16 protein-coding genes, 2 pseudogenes and 1 other annotated feature are annotated in these 18452 nt (G+C 43.8%); of the genes and pseudogenes, 13 read left to right on the top strand and 5 right to left on the bottom strand.

What is annotated here, in order from left to right; all coding sequences use genetic code 11:
- Positions 1-266 precede the first annotated feature (266 nt).
- Both R7Z49_RS07010 and R7Z49_RS07005 read left to right on the top strand, forming a co-directional pair.
- A complete protein-coding gene (locus tag R7Z49_RS07010; RefSeq protein WP_005381823.1) occupies positions 267-674 on the top strand; it encodes a DUF3293 domain-containing protein in 408 nt (135 codons plus the stop codon).
- A 64-nt stretch (positions 675-738) separates the two neighbouring features.
- Complete coding sequence (locus R7Z49_RS07005; RefSeq protein WP_005381822.1) at positions 739-1221, top strand: putative 4-hydroxy-4-methyl-2-oxoglutarate aldolase; 483 nt, start codon at positions 739-741, stop codon at positions 1219-1221.
- Here the strand turns inward: R7Z49_RS07005 and R7Z49_RS07000 are convergent.
- The gene (locus tag R7Z49_RS07000; protein WP_318111485.1) at positions 1218-1688 is read right to left on the bottom strand and encodes a ribonuclease regulator; all 471 of its coding nucleotides are present in this window, start codon (positions 1686-1688) and stop codon (positions 1218-1220) included. The genes R7Z49_RS07005 and R7Z49_RS07000 overlap by 4 nt on opposite strands.
- Before the next feature lie 423 nt (positions 1689-2111).
- Between R7Z49_RS07000 and thrL the strand changes: the two genes are divergently transcribed.
- From thrL to R7Z49_RS06975, 5 genes and pseudogenes are all read left to right on the top strand, one after another.
- Positions 2112-2189, top strand: a complete 78-nt coding sequence (gene thrL, locus R7Z49_RS06995) for a thr operon leader peptide (protein ID WP_074192076.1) — start codon at positions 2112-2114, stop codon at positions 2187-2189.
- Positions 2125-2244: a sequence feature (Thr leader region), on the top strand. It overlaps the preceding gene by 65 nt.
- 53 nt (positions 2245-2297) lie before the next feature.
- Complete coding sequence (gene thrA, locus R7Z49_RS06990) at positions 2298-4757, top strand: bifunctional aspartate kinase/homoserine dehydrogenase I (RefSeq protein WP_047102037.1); 2460 nt, start codon at positions 2298-2300, stop codon at positions 4755-4757.
- A 20-nt stretch (positions 4758-4777) separates the two neighbouring features.
- Complete coding sequence (thrB, locus tag R7Z49_RS06985; protein ID WP_033906103.1) at positions 4778-5734, top strand: homoserine kinase; 957 nt, start codon at positions 4778-4780, stop codon at positions 5732-5734.
- Entirely contained in the window at positions 5731-7011 is a 1281-nt protein-coding gene (gene thrC, locus R7Z49_RS06980; protein WP_132936765.1) for a threonine synthase, read from the top strand. Before thrB ends, thrC begins: the two co-directional genes overlap by 4 nt.
- Positions 7012-7150: 139 nt before the next feature.
- A pseudogene (locus R7Z49_RS06975) lies at positions 7151-7810 on the top strand (NADPH-dependent FMN reductase).
- A 110-nt stretch (positions 7811-7920) separates the two neighbouring features.
- Here the strand turns inward: R7Z49_RS06975 and grcA are convergent.
- The gene (grcA, locus tag R7Z49_RS06970) at positions 7921-8298 is read right to left on the bottom strand and encodes an autonomous glycyl radical cofactor GrcA (RefSeq protein WP_005381814.1); all 378 of its coding nucleotides are present in this window, start codon (positions 8296-8298) and stop codon (positions 7921-7923) included.
- A 326-nt stretch (positions 8299-8624) separates the two neighbouring features.
- Here grcA and nfo point away from each other — a divergent pair, with 326 nt between their 5' ends.
- The 3 genes and pseudogenes from nfo (at position 8625) to R7Z49_RS06955 (ending at position 11144) form a co-directional block, all read left to right on the top strand.
- The gene (gene nfo / locus R7Z49_RS06965) at positions 8625-9509 is read left to right on the top strand and encodes a deoxyribonuclease IV (RefSeq protein WP_318111483.1); all 885 of its coding nucleotides are present in this window, start codon (positions 8625-8627) and stop codon (positions 9507-9509) included.
- Between the two features lie 289 nt (positions 9510-9798).
- On the top strand, positions 9799-10479 hold the full coding sequence (ung, locus tag R7Z49_RS06960; RefSeq protein WP_005382846.1) for a uracil-DNA glycosylase: 681 nt from the start codon (positions 9799-9801) through the stop codon (positions 10477-10479).
- A 113-nt stretch (positions 10480-10592) separates the two neighbouring features.
- Positions 10593-11144 (top strand): annotated as a pseudogene (locus R7Z49_RS06955) (hemerythrin domain-containing protein).
- A gap of 235 nt (positions 11145-11379) precedes the next feature.
- Here the strand turns inward: R7Z49_RS06955 and R7Z49_RS06950 are convergent.
- Complete coding sequence (locus tag R7Z49_RS06950; protein ID WP_005381805.1) at positions 11380-11565, bottom strand: DUF3545 family protein; 186 nt, start codon at positions 11563-11565, stop codon at positions 11380-11382.
- Between the two features lie 721 nt (positions 11566-12286).
- On the opposite strand from R7Z49_RS06950, the gene R7Z49_RS06945 reads away from it, so the two are divergent.
- Positions 12287-13720: an alanine/glycine:cation symporter family protein gene (locus R7Z49_RS06945; protein WP_005381800.1), complete on the top strand. Its 1434-nt coding sequence runs from the start codon at positions 12287-12289 to the stop codon at positions 13718-13720.
- A 110-nt stretch (positions 13721-13830) separates the two neighbouring features.
- The gene (yaaA, locus tag R7Z49_RS06940; protein WP_005382848.1) at positions 13831-14607 is read left to right on the top strand and encodes a peroxide stress protein YaaA; all 777 of its coding nucleotides are present in this window, start codon (positions 13831-13833) and stop codon (positions 14605-14607) included.
- Between the two features lie 110 nt (positions 14608-14717).
- On the opposite strand, the gene srmB is transcribed toward yaaA, so the two are convergent.
- Both srmB and R7Z49_RS06930 read right to left on the bottom strand, forming a co-directional pair.
- Positions 14718-15941: an ATP-dependent RNA helicase SrmB gene (gene srmB / locus R7Z49_RS06935; protein ID WP_005381797.1), complete on the bottom strand. Its 1224-nt coding sequence runs from the start codon at positions 15939-15941 to the stop codon at positions 14718-14720.
- Positions 15942-16048: 107 nt separating this feature from the next.
- Positions 16049-16768, bottom strand: coding sequence for a tRNA1(Val) (adenine(37)-N6)-methyltransferase (locus R7Z49_RS06930; RefSeq protein WP_053306891.1), 720 nt, complete (start codon positions 16766-16768; stop codon positions 16049-16051).
- A 330-nt stretch (positions 16769-17098) separates the two neighbouring features.
- Between R7Z49_RS06930 and brnQ the strand changes: the two genes are divergently transcribed.
- Positions 17099-18409, top strand: coding sequence for a branched-chain amino acid transport system II carrier protein (gene brnQ / locus R7Z49_RS06925; protein ID WP_104975863.1), 1311 nt, complete (start codon positions 17099-17101; stop codon positions 18407-18409).
- Positions 18410-18452: the final 43 nt, after the last annotated feature.

Raw genomic sequence — 18452 nt, 5'->3', positions numbered from 1 at the left:
GTTGATCAAAAAAACACTTCTTTCAGTTATCCGCCCTCCATGGAATTTTGCCAACTCACCAGTATCCAATGGCGACGTTTATTCTAAAGGGCTTGTTTACCTTTCATTTCCTGCTTTCAGTGGGGCCTGAAACGTAAACACCCTAAGATATTGAGCGGATTTTATATTGTTAACAGCATGCTAACAATGCTCAAATGTTAATTCCATTCAGTTTGTTGATTTATATCAATTGATGAAATGTAACTGTTATTAATCGTTTAAGACTTATGATAGAAAAAAGTAATAAGAACATAGACGCATCGTTATGGAATGCTTATTCAGAATCTTTTTTCAGATTCGAAGCCGAGTGGCGTGTTTCAAACTATGCTGTGATAACCGCTTGGAACCCATACAGTAACTTGAGGTCCAAAGAAGAGAACAGCATAAACAATCACGCGTTAGAAAAACAGCTACAGCACGTTAATTACGCGCCTGTCACGGTAGGTGATAGCGCTTTTACATGGTATGAGGAAAGCTTTGCCGTCGAGTTGTCGCCAGAGGTAGCCGTTGAATTGGCGAGTGACTTTCAACAAAACGCGATTTATTACGTCATTAATGACCAACTTTATCTTATTGCGTGCTCGCAGCCGAAAGTTTTTCATACGTTAGGCTCCATTAAACCTCGGCTCGTATAGAAGGTATAGAAAAGGATACTGCTCACTGAAGCACCGCTTGGGTGAGAAAATTCACGGAGGAAATATGAGAGACATTACACCCGATATTTGTGACCAATTTGAAGACCAAGTGAGCTTGCTTACTTTACCATTGCAGAACTTTGGTCAACGTAGCGCTTTTTACGGTGAAATCGTTACGGTGCGCTGCTATCACGATAACTCGAAAGTGCGTGAAGTACTGGGCGAAGATGGAACGGGTAAAGTATTGATTGTTGACGGACATGGATCGTGTCAGAGAGCATTACTCGGCGATCAATTAGCGATACTCGGAATAGAAAATGGGTGGGAAGGCATCATTGTCTATGGTGCAATACGCGATGTAGCACAAATATCTCAAATGGACATTGGCGTTCAAGCTCTTGGCACCAACCCGTTTAAAACAGAGAAACGCGGGATAGGAGAGGTAAACGTAACCTTAACGATGCAAAACCAAATCGTTCAACCTAAGCACTACGTTTACGCGGACTGGAACGGTGTATTGATTTCTAAGCAAAAGCTGGACTTCTAAAAACGAAAGCCTAAACCAACCTCAAAGCCTTGTCGCCAATCTTGGTAATCAAGAGTCGCGTGAAGATCCAGTTTATCGGTAATTTTTACGCGACTTGAGACTTCAGCCGCGAGGCTACTGTCGTCTTGGCGAATACCTTCCACTGTTTCGTTCTTGTAAGAGCGAACTGTACTTTTCAGCGTGACACGATCATTAAAGTGATAGCTGATCCCGCTCAAAAAACCACTTTGATTTTGGGTAGGAGAGTTATTGACTCGCGCACCGACATAAACGTCTACCGAATCAAAAAGCTCGTAAGCGTAACCCGTATCGATATTCCAAACATCAAAACTGTCAGACTGATAACTGTCGCTGGAAATGAATAGCTTATGAGGAGAAGGGGATGTTTTACCTGGAAGCGGCGGAAGTTCGTTTGCTAGACAAACACCAGGCACAAAAAACAGCAACAGAAAAAGCCCTCTTTTCATGTTCACCACTCCTTGTGTCAACTTTTTTATTAGTATGCGCCCAAAGCTTCTCACTATTAAAGCATAGAATATGAAAGCTAGCTCACCTATTTTCTAAATAATTCGATCCTATGAACATAAGTCACAGTTAAGTTGTTGTTATGTGTCACAACCCTCTCGAATTATTTGATCGTACGTTTTATGGCAAAGATTAGACTAGTTATTAGATAAAAAACCGAACTGGTGATGATAGTTAAGTCCTTTACAAAAACTAACTGTAGATTTCCAAATGATCAATAATGTGTAATTAACTATAAATATCAATGACATTGCTTAGCAGAAATCTCTGAAAGATGGAAAAACAAACAATTTTTTGTTGACTATGTATCAGAAACTCGGTAAACGTAGAGTTAAGCAAACACAATTAACGTTGAATATTTATTTATGCCATCTAACAGCCTAGTAGTAATGACCACGACCATTATTATTACCGACACGACACATGTTGGGGCAGGCTGCTGAGCGAAAGAAATTCACAAAAAAGGCCTGTATCCAACAAGATACAGGCCTTTTTTTATGCTTTTTTATCCAGAATTTAGACAAATTTAAGAAGATATACCGGAGGAAGGGATGCGAGTATTGAAGTTTGGCGGATCATCACTAGCTGATGCAGATCGCTTTTTGAGAGCGGCAGACATTATTGCCAATAACGCTCAACAAGAAGAAGTAGCGGTTGTTCTTTCCGCTCCTGGTAAAACAACAAACAAATTGGTTGCGGTCATTGAAGGCGCATTGCGCAATGGTGAAGCAGAACTACAAATCAAAGAGTTGGAGGAGTCGTTTAAAACGCTCTTCACTCAAATCCAAGCAGTACTACCCAATATCGATGGTTCAGCTTTCGATAACCAAGTGAAAACTTCTCTCTCTCAATTACGCCAGTTCGTTCATGGCATCAACCTTCTTGGCATGTGCCCAAATAACGTCAATGCACGCATCATCAGCAAAGGCGAACGCGTTTCAATTCAATTGATGAAGGCAGTGCTTGAAGCGAAAGGCCAACCTGCGCATCTTATCGACCCAGTTGAATACCTATACGCAAAAGGTGATCACCTTGAAGCCATGGTTGATGTAGATGTTTCAACGCAAAACTTCCGCCAAAACCCTCTTCCTCTGGGCCATGTGAATATCATGCCTGGCTTTACCGCAGGTAACGAGAAAGGTGAATTGGTAACACTTGGTCGCAATGGCTCTGATTATTCGGCGGCGGTTCTTGCGGCGTGTCTGCGCGCAGATTGTTGTGAGATCTGGACTGACGTAGATGGTGTATACAACTGCGACCCTCGTTTAGTGGAAGATGCTCGCTTACTTAAATCTCTTAGCTACCAAGAAGCAATGGAGCTTTCTTACTTCGGTGCTTCCGTTTTGCATCCGAAGACCATTGCTCCTATCGCGCAGTTCCACATCCCATGTCTGATCAAAAACAGCTTTAACCCACAAGGTGCAGGAACTCTGATTGGGCAAGACACTGGTGAAGACAATCTGGCGATCAAAGGTATCACGACGCTAAACGACCTAACCATGGTTAACGTCTCCGGCCCAGGTATGAAGGGTATGGTTGGCATGGCAAGCCGCGTATTTGGCGCAATGTCTTCCGCTGGTGTGTCTATTGTTCTTATTACTCAGTCTTCTTCTGAGTACAGCATTAGCTTCTGTATTGAGGCAGAAGATAAAGCAAAAGCGCAACAAGTACTGGCCGATGCGTTTGAGTTGGAACTGAAAGATAGCTTATTAGAGCCGGTCGAGTTTATTGATAATGTTTCAATCATAACGTTGGTTGGTGACGGCATGCGTACATCGCGCGGTGTTGCATCTCGCTTCTTCTCATCTCTTGCTGAAGTGAACGTAAACATTGTAGCCATCGCACAGGGCTCATCTGAGCGTGCTATCTCAGCCGTGATTCCTGAAGATAAAATCTCTGAAGCGATCAAAGCGTGTCACGAAAACCTATTCAACTCTAAGCACTTCTTAGACGTATTCGTGGTTGGTATTGGTGGCGTTGGTGGTGAGCTGGTGGATCAGATCGAGCGTCAACAGGCGAAGCTTGCAGAGAAAGGCATCGTGATCCGCGTGTGCGGCTTGGCAAACAGCAAAGGTCTTTTACTTGATAGTGAAGGTCTGCCACTCGAGCATTGGCGTGATCGTATGTCGGCAGCGACAGAAGAGTTCAGCCTAGCGCGTTTGATTTCTTTGGTTCAACGTAACCACATCATCAACCCAGTATTGGTTGACTGTACATCAAGTGAAGATATCGCGAACCAATACGCTGATTTCCTAGCAGCTGGTTTCCATGTCGTTACACCAAATAAAAAAGCAAACACAGCAAGCATGGCTTACTACCATCAGCTTCGCGATGTTGCGCGCAGCTCTCGTCGCAAGCTGATGTACGAAACAACTGTGGGGGCGGGTCTACCGGTAATCGAAAACCTGCAAAACCTAATCTCAGCGGGTGATGAGCTAGAGCGCTTTAGCGGTATTCTTTCTGGCTCTCTGTCATACATCTTCGGTAAGTTAGATGAAGGTATGAGCCTAAGTGAAGCTACTAATATCGCAAAAGAAAATGGTTTTACTGAACCGGATCCTCGTGATGATCTTTCTGGTATGGATGTCGCGCGTAAGCTTCTGATCCTAGCTCGTGAAGCAGGCATGTCTCTAGAACTAGAAGACGTTGTGGTTGATCAAGCACTGCCACCAGGTTTTGATGATTCTGGTAGCGTTGATGAATTTATGGCGCGTTTACCTGAAGCAGACGCTTACTTTAAAGAATTATCTGCAAAGGCAGCGGAAGAAGGCAAAGTACTGCGCTACGTTGGTGAGATTAATGAGGGCAAGTGCACAGTAAGCATCGCAGCGGTGGATGAAAACGATCCAATGTATAAAATCAAGGACGGTGAAAACGCACTGGCATTTTACAGCCGTTACTATCAGCCAATCCCACTAGTGTTACGTGGCTATGGTGCAGGCACCGAAGTAACGGCTGCGGGTGTATTTTCTGACGTGATGCGTACTTTAGGTTGGAAACTAGGGGTATAACAATAATGAGTTCAAGTGATATGGATGTAGTGGTTTATGCCCCAGCATCAATTGGTAATGTAAGCGTTGGCTTTGATGTGCTGGGGGCGGCCGTGTCTCCAGTGGATGGCACACTATTGGGTGACCGTGTATTGGTGAAATCTGGGGCTGATCCGTTCAGCCTTAAAACGGCGGGTGATTTTGTTGAGAAATTGCCAACTGAACCAAAAGACAACATCGTCTACGACTGTTGGCTCGTGTTTGCTCGTGAGTTAGACAAAAAAGGCGTTGAGCTAAAACCACTTGAGATGACGCTAGAAAAGAACATGCCAATTGGCTCTGGTTTAGGCTCAAGTGCATGTTCTATCGTCGCTGCATTAGATGCATTGAACCGATTCCATGGACAGCCACTTAACGAGACAGAATTATTGGCGCTGATGGGAGAGATGGAAGGCAAGATCTCTGGTGGTATTCACTACGACAACGTTGCGCCATGTTACCTTGGTGGTGTGCAACTGATGCTTGAAGAGTTGGGTATCATCAGTCAAGAAGTGCCTTGCTTTGATGATTGGTACTGGGTGATGGCGTATCCGGGTATCAAGGTATCAACGGCGGAAGCGCGTGAGATCCTACCATCTCAATACCGCCGACAAGATATCATTGCTCATGGTCGCCACCTTGCGGGCTTTATTCATGCGTGTCATTCTGGTCAGCCAGAACTTGCTGCAAAAATGATCAAAGACGTGATCGCAGAACCGTATCGTGAGAAACTGCTTCCAGGTTTTGCGAATGCACGTCAATACGCTGCATCAGCAGGTGCGTTAGCAACCGGTATTTCTGGCAGTGGTCCAACACTGTTCAGTATTTGCAAAGAGAAAGATGTCGCTGAGCGAGTTGCTCGCTGGTTAGAACAGAACTACGTACAAAACGAAGAAGGATTCGTCCACGTTTGTCGTCTAGATAAGCAGGGTTCGAAAGTAACAGGAAGTGAGCTATGAAGCTTTACAATATAAAAGAAAATGATGAACAAGTTTCCTTTGGCCAAGCCGTTCGCCAAGGGTTAGGTCGCAATCAAGGCCTATTTTTCCCATCGGAATTACCAAAATTTGAAGATATCGATGCGCTGCTTGCAGAAGACTTTGTCTCTCGTAGCACTAAGATTCTATCGGCGTTAATTGGAGATGAACTTGCAGAAGAGCAAGTGAATGCTCTTGTTGATGCTGCATTTCAATTCCCTGCGCCTATCAACCAAGTAAAAGACGGTGTTTACGCACTGGAGCTGTTCCATGGTCCAACGCTTGCGTTTAAAGACTTTGGTGGTCGCTTTATGGCGCAATCTCTTGCTGCGGTTTCGGATGGCGGCAAGATCACTATCCTAACGGCAACTTCTGGCGATACTGGCGCAGCGGTTGCACATGCTTTCTACGGTATGGAAGACATCAACGTTGTGATTCTTTACCCGAAAGGTAAGATCAGCCCACTGCAAGAGAAGCTATTCTGTACGCTTGGTAAAAACATTCACACTGTCGCGATCGATGGAGACTTCGATGCGTGTCAGGCACTGGTTAAGCAAGCTTTTGGTGATTCAGCACTGCGTGAAGAGATCGGTCTGAACTCTGCAAACTCAATCAACATCAGCCGTTTGATGGCGCAAATCTGTTACTACTTTGAAGCAGCTGCGCAAATGAGCAAGCAAGAGCGTGAAAACCTAGTGGTATCAGTACCAAGCGGTAACTTCGGTAACCTAACTGCTGGTCTACTGGCAAAAGCACTGGGTCTACCTATTAAGCGCTTTATCGCGGCAACGAATGCCAATGACACTGTGCCACGCTACCTAGAAACAGGTAAGTGGGAGCCAAAACCAACAGTCGCAACAACATCGAACGCGATGGACGTGAGCCAACCAAACAACTGGCCTCGTATTGAAGAGCTGTGCCGCGTGAAAGAGTGGGGCTTGGAGACGTTAGGTAAAGGCGCAGTATCTGATGAGCAAAGCGCACAGTCAGTGAAAGATTTACATGCTCTAGGCTACCTATGCGAACCGCATGGTGCGATTGCTTACCGAGTGCTTGAAGAACAATTGCAAGACGGTGAAACCGGTCTGTTCCTATGTACTGCTCACCCTGCGAAGTTCAAAGAAGTGGTGGATGATATTCTAGAATCCGATATCGACCTTCCTGCGCCACTAGCGAAGCACGCTGCGATGGAGCTGCTATCGGAAGAGCTCGACGCAGACTTTGACGCATTGAAACAAGTACTGCGCCGCGTGCAGTAAGCTTCAAAGTATAGTAAGTATCAAAAACAGAAATAACGAGAGGTGAATGAGTAATCATTCACCTTTTTTATTGTCGGTAAGTTTTGACTCTCTTTATGATTGAGAAACGAACTTAACTAAATGAGATGGAAAGAGAAGCATGCATTTTTTGATTTTTCTTGGCTCAGTGAGAAACAGCACGCCACCACGACCAGCCCGTTTAGGAATGCGAGTCAGTAAAGCGTGTGAAAAACTCATCGCGAGTCAACATTCGCAACATACGGTCGAAATCATCGACCCTTTGAATTAAGACTTTGGCGATGTGTTTAAGCCCGAGTTTGCTTATCACCGCTCTAAAGTTCCGCAGCACCTAAGTGAGCTGGCAGACAAAATCAAACAGGCCGATGGGTATGTGATGGTTAGCCCGGAATATAACCATTCGATGAGTCCTGCTTTGGCGAACATACTTAACCATTTCGGCAGTTCGCTGTTTTCTTACAAGCCGAGTGCTATCGTGACCTATTCTGCCGGACAATGGGGTGGTGTTAGAGCTGCCGTTTCTATGCGTACCTTCTTATCTGAACTTGGATGTCTACCTGTCTCTGCGATGATCCACATTCCGAAAGCGCAAGAAGTGTTTGATGAACAGGGCGTTGCTGAGGATGAGTCGGAGCAGACGCAGTGGGACAACTATATGAATCGCACTATGCATCAATTGATTTGGTGGGCAGAAGGGGCGTCACTGCAAAGAGATAGGCTTGATCCAACCTCTTTAGCGCAAGCGTTTCAGAAAGATCCTTCGCAAAGAAATGCACCTTAGAGGCGAGTTGCTTTCCATTATAGAAAGGGTTTAGAAGGATTCTGAAACAAAAAAGCTTGGTCATTGCTGACCAAGCTTTTTAAATTCTAGCGAGCTAGTTTACTGAGAGATTATAGAGTCTCAGTAAAAGTACGAGCGATTACATCCCGTTGTTGCTCTGGAGTTAGCGAGTTAAAACGTACTGCGTAACCAGAAACACGAATAGTTAGTTGTGGGTATTTCTCTGGGTGTGCAACTGCATCTTCTAGTGTTTCGCGTTTAAGCACGTTCACGTTTAGGTGTTGGCCGCCTTCGATACGAGGAGCAGTTTCGATTGCAACTTCACGGCTTTCGTATTCACCTAGGTCGCTGATTGCGATAACTTGGTCTGCTTCGTAGCCAGCAGTTGCAGCAACACAACGAGCTTCATTTTTTTCGCTATCTAATAGCCAGATAGAGTTTAGTAGGTCGTCGTTTGCCGCTTTTGTAATTTGGATACCTTGGATCATCACTATCTCCTAGACCACTTACGTGGTGATTATTGGTGTTAATTTTCGAATTTTCGTTGAGCTGAGTATTATATAGCTAATATCCACTATTTTAATATTGATTTAAGTCAAAAAACAACCAAAAACATTATTTTTATTAAGGTGATTTTATTGAGTTAAATCAATAAAACCTTTGAAAACAAACCAATTACAATTTATTTGATAATATAAAAAATATTTAATAACTGGTTTTGTTGTAAATTTACTACAAATTGAGATTAAAGTTTAAACTGGTTAACGCAACTATCTGTATTTAGGTAGCAATACTGAAAGTCTAAAGTGATTAAATGACAAACATGAAAAACAAGCTTGGGAATAAACTCATTGGTGCACATGTCTCTGCTGCTGGTGGGGTCGATCAAGCTCCGTTGAGAGCTCGTGAAATTGGCGCGAATGCATTCGCACTATTTACAAAAAACCAACGCCAGTGGGTGGCGAAGCCTTTAGAAGCAAAAACCATCAGTGCGTTTAAAGCGAACTGTAAAATGCTGGGTTTCGGAGCAGAACATATTCTTCCCCATGATTCTTATCTGATTAACTTGGGTGCGCCGGAAGAAGAAAAGCTGAATAAATCCCGCGCGGCATTTATTGATGAAATGGAGCGTTGTAATCAGTTGGGGCTGACTTTGCTTAACTTCCATCCGGGTAGTCACCTAAAGAAAGTCTCTGAACAGGAGTGTCTCGCGACGATCGCCGAGTCGATCAATCTTGCGCATAAAGCGGTGCCGAATGTGATCGCTGTTATCGAGAATACGGCAGGTCAAGGCATTAACTTAGGCTGGAAGTTTGAGCACCTAGCTGAAATCATCGAGCAAGTGGAAGATAAAGATCGTGTCGGCGTTTGTATTGATACCTGCCATACCTTTACGGCTGGTTATGACTTACGTACAAAAGAAGATTGCGAGCGCACCTTTGCAGAGTTCGACCGTATCGTAGGTATGCACTATTTAAGAGCAATGCATCTAAATGATTCAAAAGTAGAGTTTGCCAGCAAAGTAGATCGCCACCATTCTCTTGGTAAAGGAGAGATCGGGTGGGATTGCTTTGAGTACATCGCGAAAGACCCTCGTTTTGATGGTATCCCTCTGATTTTAGAAACAATTGATCCAGATATTTGGCAGCAAGAGATCAACACGTTGCGTCAATTCCATTTAGCGGCCATTGACAGTTAATGGCGTAACCACAAAGTTGGCACCTTTCTTTCTTAGTCATTGAACATCAATCTCTGAATTAGCAAAGAAGGATGCCAACATGTCTCGACCACTCTCTTTTACTCCTTATGCTTATACTCGTCGCGTGCTTCGCTTACCGATGCCTAATCGTCACATTACCGGACAGGGGCACTTTCGAACGCCACAGAAGCATTAGTCTTTTATTACTTGTCTCAAGTTCGTGGTAAGTTTTTGTTTGTTTGAGTTTCGCTCGTTAGAATAGAAGCAAAATTTAGGACAGGAACTTTCCATGAATCAGTCACCCACTTGGCACGATGTGATCGGCGAAGAGAAAAAGCAGAGCTACTTTGTAGACACCTTGAATTTTGTTGAAGCCGAACGCGCCGCAGGCAAAGCTATTTTTCCTCCCGCAAAAGATGTCTTTAACGCGTTTCGTTTTACCGAGTTCAAAGACGTTAAGGTCGTGATTCTAGGACAAGACCCATACCACGGCCCAAATCAGGCGCATGGCCTGTGTTTCTCTGTACTTCCTGGCATTAAAACGCCACCGTCACTGGTTAATATGTATAAAGAACTGGCGCAAGATATTGAAGGTTTCCAAATCCCTCAGCATGGTTTTTTGCAAAGCTGGGCTGAGCAAGGCGTATTGTTACTCAATACGGTATTAACGGTGGAGCAAGGTAAAGCGCATTCACATTCAAAGACAGGTTGGGAAACGTTTACTGATCGAGTTATTGAAGCCATTAATCAGCATCAAGAAGGTGTAGTGTTCTTGCTGTGGGGGTCACACGCGCAGAAGAAAGGGCGCTTTATCGATCGCAATAAACACCATGTCTTGGCAGCACCGCATCCATCGCCGTTATCGGCACATCGAGGCTTTTTCGGTTGTAAGCATTTCTCTCAAGCAAACCAGTTGCTTACATCACAAGAAAAAGCACCAATTAACTGGCATTTGCCATTAACGGTATAAATGAAGAGACAGCGATCATGGATGCTATGATCGCTGTTTTTTTGAGCACGCTCGAGGCTGATAGTAAATTTCTCATGTACACTTACTAAAAGTAGGTGTTAAGGAGAGACGCTATGATGATCGAAAGAATTCGACGCGAACATGGTTATATGGTTCGTCTGTTGGCGATACTGCGCCATAAGCTCAATGAGATAAAAAAAGAACGTGTAATCAACTATGCGTTAGTAAGCGAGATTGTTGATTACCTCTCTAATCATTCGGAGAAAGTACACCACCCGAAAGAAGATATCCTCTATCACCACTTTCTTGAACACTATGGTAAGCAACAAACCATGGAAAATTTAGAGAAAGAGCATCTAGAGTTAGCGAGTAAAACCAGAGAGTTTTCATCCGTGATAGAGATGATCCTTCAGGATGCTGTTGTGCCACAAGACATGTTTGTCGCTCACCTAGAAGATTTCATCGAATCGCAAAGGCACCACTTGGAGCTAGAAGAGCGAAAAATTTTGCCTCTCATTGAAGAGTTATTTACCACAGAAGATTGACAGCATGTCGAGAGCTTATGGAGCGTCAGTGAGGATGATCCTGTGTTTGGTGACACGATTGCTGATCGTTATAAACAGTTGGCCGAACGTGTTCGTCAAAGTGATACTGAGTATGTTTAAGCCTGAATGATGAAACCTGAGCGAGCGAAAGTCGTATCTCGGGTTTGTGAGATATATTTCTTATTTATTGGGAATCAACCGAAAATTTCGTGTGCATATTTTTCGGCAAAAAGTACGGAAGATTCTCATTGAGTAATAATGGTATTCATACTTAAACCTTGGTACTAAACTCACGGTGTTTACGGTCACTGTAAACAAAAAACAAAAGGCACCTGTAAGGTGCCTTTTGTTTGAATTAGAGTTTAATGTCTTCCAAGTTATAATCGGTACAGACATCAAGTTCGCGCAGCTCTTTAAGCAAATTGCGTCTGTCGTTCATCTCTTCTATTTCACGCCACTTTCGCTTTACTGGTTTGGCACGAGATTTGGTTGTTGAGGTAGTATCCAGATTAAAAATGTCATCTAGTTGAAAGCCTTCCATAAGCCACCTTTACCTTTCTTAAGCTAAACTGTTGTAACCAGTCCTTGTGGAGTTTTTTAAGTACCACAATAGCCGTGAGAATAACCATGATATATTTCGCATTTGTGTCGGTAGCATGACATTTTCGTGCAAAAATATTCTCAAAATCACACTTTTTATTACAACGATGTGGATAAAAAATGCACAAACGATCTCAAGAAAACGATTAAATAGAGAAATTTTCTATGTTAATTCGATTTGATGAATGGGTGCACTGCGCAAAGGTTAAAGTTGCATAAAATCAGTTTGATGAAATAGTGTTCAATTAGATGGTAAGTCACTAGCGTAAATTTATGTAACACCTTGTGAATACTAGCTTGTTCTTGTTTATACGGTTTGCCATTCCATTTAATGAAGAATAATTATTTATGTTGGTGTTTGGTAATTGAAATGTTGCGCAGTTTGAGTGTTAAGTCTTCTATTTATGTTATTTTTTGGTGACTTTATAGTGAAAAATAACAATGTTATTCTTATTGTTGCATATTGATTTTTGCGCTCCTAGGTTGCATTATCCGCCCGTCAAAAAATACGCTGGTACGTAAAATGGATGCATGAAGCGACGTTTACGATTCTAGATTGCCCATAAACATTACTTAAAAAGCTAAGCACACTTTGACACTTAGCAGGCAATTTGGTGGATGGCTAGGATGCATAGACTGGCGCAACTCACTTTGAGGTACACATGACAGACTTAATCAATTTGATGAACGATCTCCTCTGGGGTTCGATTCTGGTTTATCTTCTTGTTGGTGTTGGTATTTACTTCACCGTTCGATTAGGGTTCATTCAGTTCCGCCATTTCGGCCACATGTTCTCTGTTCTTAAGAACAGCCGTAAAGCAGACAAAGCTGGTATTTCCTCTTTCCAAGCGCTTTGTACTAGTCTTGCTGCACGTGTTGGTACAGGTAACATGGCGGGCGTTGCAGTTGCATTGACTGCGGGTGGTCCTGGTGCGATCTTCTGGATGTGGCTGATTGCAATGCTTGGTATGGCAACATCGTTTGCTGAGAGCACACTGGCGCAGCTATACAAAACCAAAGATGATGATGGCAACTACCGTGGTGGCCCTGCCTACTACATGGAAAAAGGCCTGGGCATGCGTTGGATGGGCGTGTTGTTCTCAGTTTTCCTAATCATCGCTTTTGGTTTGGTATTCAACGCCGTACAAGCTAACTCAATTGCCAATGCAATGAGCAACGCATTTGGTTGGAATAACCTGTATGTCGGTATTGCCGTTGTTTTACTGTCTGCAATTGTTATTTTCGGTGGCATCAAGCGTATCGCAAGAGTTGCTGAGATGATCGTTCCGATCATGGCACTACTTTATCTAGCCCTAGCGCTGTTCATCATGTTCTCTAACCTAGAGAAATTACCTGATGTATTGATGCTTATCTTTAAGAGTGCATTTGGTCTGCAAGAAGCAGCAGCAGGTGGTCTTGGCTACGCAATTGCACAGGCAATGATTAACGGTATCAAGCGCGGTCTATTCTCGAATGAAGCAGGTATGGGTTCTGCACCTAACGCGGCAGCTTCAGCAACACCTTACCCACCACACCCAGCGTCTCAAGGTTACGTACAGATGCTAGGCGTGTTCATGGATACGATCGTTATCTGTTCTGCAACAGTGGCTATCATCCTGATGTCTGGTGAGTATGTCGGTCAAGCAACAGAAGTGACGGGTATCGAGCTAACTCAGCGTGCATTGAGCTCACAAGTTGGCGATTGGGGCGGCATCTTTGTTGCTGTGGCAATCTTCTTCTTTGCGTTTACTTCAATCATTGCAAACTACTCGTATGCTGAAACGAACTTAATCTTCCTAGAGCACAATCATAAAGCGGGCTTAAGCATTTTCCGCGTTATTGTTCTTGGTATGGTGATGTTTGGTGCACTAGCTTCGTTACCAGTCGTATGGTCGCTTGCTGACGTCTCTATGGGTCTGATGGCGATAGTCAACTTGGTGGCGATCATCTTGCTATCTGGCATCGTGATTAAACTGGCCAAAGATTACAATCGCCAGCTTGGTGAAGGCAAAGTGCCAACATTTGATGCGAATGATTTCCCAGAGCTGAAATCTCAGCTTGAAGAAGGCATTTGGTACAACGATAAAAAAGACTAAGTGAGCTATCACTCATAGTTGAAAGCTATTAGTACGATGTAAAAAGCCATGCAGACAATGCATGGCTTTTTTTGTACCCTATTAAAAACAAAATTAGAGAAGGGAAAGTCATGCTTATCGTAGTTTCTCCAGCGAAGACTCTTGATTACGAGTCTCCGTTAGCGACAGAAAAATTTACTCAACCTGAGTTGGTCGAATACTCAAAAGAGCTTATCGATGTTTGCCGCAAACTGACTCCTGCTGATGTTGCCTCTTTAATGAAAGTGAGCGACAAGATTGCCGATTTAAATGTGGGCCGATTCCAAGAGTGGAGTGAAACGTTTACCACGGAAAACTCTCGACAAGCTATTCTTGCATTTAAAGGTGACGTTTACACAGGGCTAGACGCCGAAAGTTTATCTGAAGCGGACTTCGAATATGCTCAAGATCATCTGCGTATGCTATCGGGTCTTTATGGTTTACTAAAACCACTTGATTTGATGCAGCCATACCGTCTTGAAATGGGTACCAAGCTTGCAAACGACAAAGGTACGAACTTGTACCAGTTTTGGGGCAATGTTATTACGGACAAGCTTAACGAAGCGATTTCTGCTCAAGGTGATAATGTCCTTATCAACCTTGCATCAAATGAATACTTTAAAGCGGTTAAGCCAAAGAATTTAGATGCGCAAGTGATCACGCCAGTATTCAAAGATTGTAAGAATGGTCAATACAAGGTCATCAGTTTTTACGCGAAGAAAGCGCGCGGTATGATGGCGCGTTACATCATTGAAAACCGTGTTGAGAGCGTGGCAGACCTGACTAAGTTTGATACGGCGGGTTACTACTTTGTGGAAGATGAATCGACGCCAACAGAGTTAGTATTTAAACGCGAAGAGCAAAAATAAAGCTGATTGAGACGTAATCGACGTTAATCTCTTTCAGCACAAACGAAAAAAGGGTTGGCATTGCCAACCCTTTGTTATTTTCTAGCTTGAGCTACTTGGCCCCAACAAGATTACTTCTTCTTAGCGGTTTTCTTTTTCGCTACTTTTTTCTTGTCGTCTTTTTTCTTTTTCTTCTTAAACACGGGCTTTTTGTGTTTAGGACGCATCTCTTTCACGAAACGCTCTTTGATGTCTTCTTTCACGTAACGTGCAACGCGATCCATCATTGGTTGGTCGTGTGCTTCTACGATTGAGATAGCGTTACCTTTCTTACCTGCGCGAGCAGTTCGGCCGATACGATGAAGGTAAACATCAGCCGTGCGTGGCATATCGTAGTTGATAACGTGTGATACATCCGGAAGATCGATACCGCGCGCAGCAACGTCCGTCGCGAGCAGCACGTTCACAGTACCATCGCGGAAGCGAGAAATCGCATTATTACGACGATCTTGAGGCATTTCACCTTGAATCCAAGAACATGGAATCTGTGCGCTTTCAAGCTGCGCTCGTAGCTCAGCCAAACGCTCACGAGTCTTTAAAAAGACGATGGTGCGTTCAGCCTGCTGAGTAATAATGTGTTTTAGTAATTCCAGTTTGTGTTCTGCATCATCAGCTCGGTGGTACCACTGAGCAATTTTCTTACGCTCACGCAGCGGCGATTTTGCATCAATCTCTGCTGGGTCATTCAACAGATCTGCGGTAAAGCCTTCTACGCCTTTCCCTTCTAACGTTGCTGAGAACAGAAGGGTTTGCTTACGCCAGCGACATTCGTTCGATAGGCGATCGACAGTAGGAGCAAAACCCATATCTAGCATACGGTCTGCTTCATCAAGGATTAACCATTCGATTGCACGACAATCAAAACGTTCTGCATCAATGTATTCTTTTAAACGGCCAGGTGTCGCAACCACAATGTCTTGCGTTGTTGCAAGGATGTCGGCGTGCTCTTGGTACTGAACACCACCAGTGATGGTGAAAATGTTGAGTTTGGTATTTTTTGCCAAAGCACGTGCTTGATCGGCAATTTGCATCGCCAGTTCGCGAGTAGGCGTTAGGATCAAAATACGCGCAGGCCCAGGCTTACGACGAGGGAAGTCTTGCAAGTATTGCAATGCTGGCAGGACGAAGGCGGCCGTTTTACCAGTTCCTGTTGGCGCTGACGCTAGAATGTCACGACCGTCCAACGCTTGTGGAATCGCTTCTGCCTGAATTTTTGTTGGGCGTTCGTAACCCATCTCTTCAATGGCTTCAAGTAGGTTTTGGTCTAGATCAAGTTCAGCAAAGGTTCTGATCACAATGAGTTCTCCACAAGCAAAGCTTGGTTAATGGTTCGCCACAACAGCATAGAATACAAAAAGGTCGCACATTATAAAGTGATTGGTGATAAGGATCACATGTTATTTCACATCTTAAGATAAAACTCGCGAGTTAACTGTATGAAATCATCACTATAGCCGTCATTTGAACGGATAATTAAATGTGACGTCTGCAAATCGCAAGGTCGTTTTGACAGTTCAAATAACAGTCGGTGTACTGGTTTCTTTTCTGATGGTTGCACACGACAGATCCGCGATAGATACCAACCTTGGTTTAATGCTAGCTCAATGAACTGCTCGCCTTCGGTGATTGGCAACACAAAACTAGCTCTCCCTTCGTCATCAAGCAAATGATAGCAACGCTGTAGCAATGCGTTATGGCCTAGCGTATCAGTGTGCCTCGCGGTTGCACGTTGACTGTGTTTCGATTGCTCGCCGCTGTTGAAGTAGGGCGGGTTACAAATGATGCGTTGGAATGGATGTGTCGGCGTAAAGTGCAGTATGTCGGTGTGATGCACACTTACACGATCTGACCAAGGAGACTGGGCCATATTTTTTTGCGCGGCAGCAACGGCTGTTAATTCGATATCGACCGCGGTTATTTGAGCTTCTGTAAAGCGTTGAGCACACATCAGGGCAAGCAGGCCAGTGCCAGTGCCAATATCGAGAATTTTAGCGTCGTTAGGGCTTTGAATCCAAGCACCAAGCATTACCCCATCTGTGCTGACTGGCATACCACTCTCGCCGCCCTCAATACAAAATTGCTTAAAATTGAAGCCTTTAGTTTTCAGTTTTTTGTTCTTCATGATTGTTTTATATTTGCTCAATAATTAAGTGGATTGCTCTATTGTTTATTAATTGTATAGATTGTTGTTTTGTTGGTTATTAAATTGTATTGTTAATTGATCGAGATAAAGAACTGGTCTGTCATTTGGATCTGGTTATATCCACTGCTTTTAAGTTTGAAAACTAAATTAATATGGTGTTTTTTTCTTAAAGGTTGCCAAATGATGAGTCTTTCGTCATTATGCGGCGAAAATTTTATAGATTGAACCACGTGTACTTATTGACTTTAGGTATACAAAAAGTGGTCTAAGCATACACAACATTCATTAATTAAAAGACAAGGGTTATCTGTGAAGCAGACGTTAAAACTAACAGATATTATCGCAGTAGGCTTTATGCTATTTGCGTTCTTTTTAGGTGCGGGCAATATTATCTTTCCACCTCTAGCGGGTCAGTTAGCGGGTGAAAACTTAATGCCAGCTATGTTTGGTTTCTTGCTAACAGCGGTAGGTCTACCTCTTATTACTATCGTTGCTATTGCTGTTGCTGGTGGTTCTTGGGATCACTTGACGCAAGATCTTCCGAAAAAAGCGGCAGTTCTTATGGCTGCACTGATTTTCATCATCATTGGTCCTGCGTTTGCAGCGCCTCGTACTGGCCTAGTGGCTTACGAGATGGCGGTGAAACCTTTCTTCCTTGAGGCATCACAAACGCATCTGACAGCGTTCTCAGTGATCTTTTTTATCACAGCGATGATGTTCTCATGGTTCCAAGGCCGTTTGATCGATCTTATCGGTAAAGTACTGACACCAGCATTGTTTGTTGGTTTGATCATTCTTGCTGTCGCTGTCTTCCTTGATCCTCAGGGCGATATGATAGGCGCGCACGGTGAATACCTAACGCAGCCTCTGACCAAAGGCTTCTTAGAAGGCTACAACACAATGGATACGTTCGCGTCATTGATGTTTGGTATGCTGATGGTTGATGCACTGCGCGGTAAAGGCATTACTGAGCGCTCTGCAACTACTAAATATCTGATCTATGCAGGTTGTATTGCTGCTGCTGGTCTTGCGTTTGTTTACATCTCACTATTTTACTTAGGTGCGACGAGTGCAACGGTTGCTGCTGGTGCTGATAATGGTGGCCTAGTGCTTAGCCAATACGTTCAAGCGTTGTTTGGTCCATACGGTCAAATCGTTCTGTCTGTCATCGTATTGCTAGCGTGTCTGACAACCGCGATTGGCTTGATTTCTGCGTGTTCAGATTTCTTCAGCTCGAAAACACCACTGTCATACAAGCAATGGGTACTGATTAATGGTTCTGTTTGTGCATTGGTTGCAAACGTTGGTCTTGCGCAGCTGATTTCTCTGTCAGTGCCAGTATTGTTTGCGCTGTACCCTGTGGCGATTGCGTTGGTTGCACTAACATTTGTGCGCAGCAAACTGCCGAATCCACGCTTTGCTTACCGTGCAGTACTGCTTGTATCTCTGCTGTTTGCGTTGGTTGATGCGGCAAAAGTATCGGGTATTGATGTTTCTGCGTTTAACATGTTGCCACTATTCGAAGTCGGCATGGGTTGGGTGCTTCCAACATTTGCGGCTATCGTGTGCATGTTCTTCATCGCGAAACCTCGCCCAGAGCTAGCACAAGAAACCGCGTAATCACTTCGCGTTATCAAGATAATAAAAAGCCCGATGAATTACT

Source organism: Vibrio sp. 1562, assembly GCF_033340155.1.
In the GTDB taxonomy this organism is placed as follows: Bacteria; Pseudomonadota; Gammaproteobacteria; order Enterobacterales; family Vibrionaceae; genus Vibrio; species Vibrio alginolyticus.
This window is presented reverse-complemented; position numbering and strand designations above follow the sequence as displayed.